General features: G+C 38.3%; 1 protein-coding gene. It reads left to right on the top strand.

Going from position 1 to position 885, the window contains the following annotated elements:
• Nucleotides 1-885: Na+/H+ antiporter NhaC (nhaC, locus tag AC1DTM_RS29135; RefSeq protein WP_477001563.1), on the top strand; the 885-nt coding region annotated here is incomplete at both ends.

Below are 885 nucleotides of genomic sequence, written 5' to 3'. Positions count from 1 at the left end.
CAGCTGGTATTGCTATGATGGCGATTGGGGAAGGGMTTGGATTACCACTTCCGCTTGTTGCGGGTGCAGTTCTTTCAGGAGCGTATTTTGGAGACAAATTATCACCACTTTCTGATAGCACAGTTCTTGCAGCTTCTATGGCAAAAGTAGATGTTATTGCTCACGTTCGAGCTATGCTCGTATTAGACGTTCCAGCTTTTATTATTACCAGCATTATGTTTACTGTTGCTGGATGGATGTATGGCGGGGATAATGTAGATTTAAATAGAGTAGAGTTTTTAAAAGAAGCTTTATTAAAGCAATTTGATATTAAAATATGGATGCTTGTTCCGGCTGTAATCGTTATTGTGCTATTGGCGCTGAAGAAGCCTTCTATGCCAACAATTGCTATGGGAGCTTTAATTGGTGCAATTTGGGCAACTCTTTTCCAAGGGATGCACTTTGGAGAGGCAATTGGAACAGCATATAACGGATTCTCAATTCAATCTGGTGTCGAGTTTGTCGATAAGTTATTAAACCGTGGTGGAATTAACGGTATGCTTAGTTCAGTAGCCGTTATTATTTTCGGCTTAGGTTTTGGTGGACTACTTGAAAAGCTAGGTGTTCTAAAAGTAATCGTATCAAAATTTGAGAAGAAATTAAATTCTGCAGGTAATGTAACATTGTCTACATTAATCGTGGCATTCTTAGCTAATATATTTGGTTGTGCGATGTATGTATCACTTATTTTAACACCGAAAATTATGGAAGATAGCTATGATAAATTAAAAATAGATCGCCGTGTATTAGCACGTAACTCAGAAGTAGGTGGAACGTTAACTTCTGGTATGGTTCCGTGGTCGGATAATGGTATTTTTATGGCTGGTATTTTAGGTGTAGCAACGT

The sequence above is a fragment of the Bacillus sp. P4_D3 genome, assembly GCF_056401855.1.
Note: the sequence above shows the minus strand (reverse complement) of the source record. Positions and strands in the feature narration are given on the sequence as shown.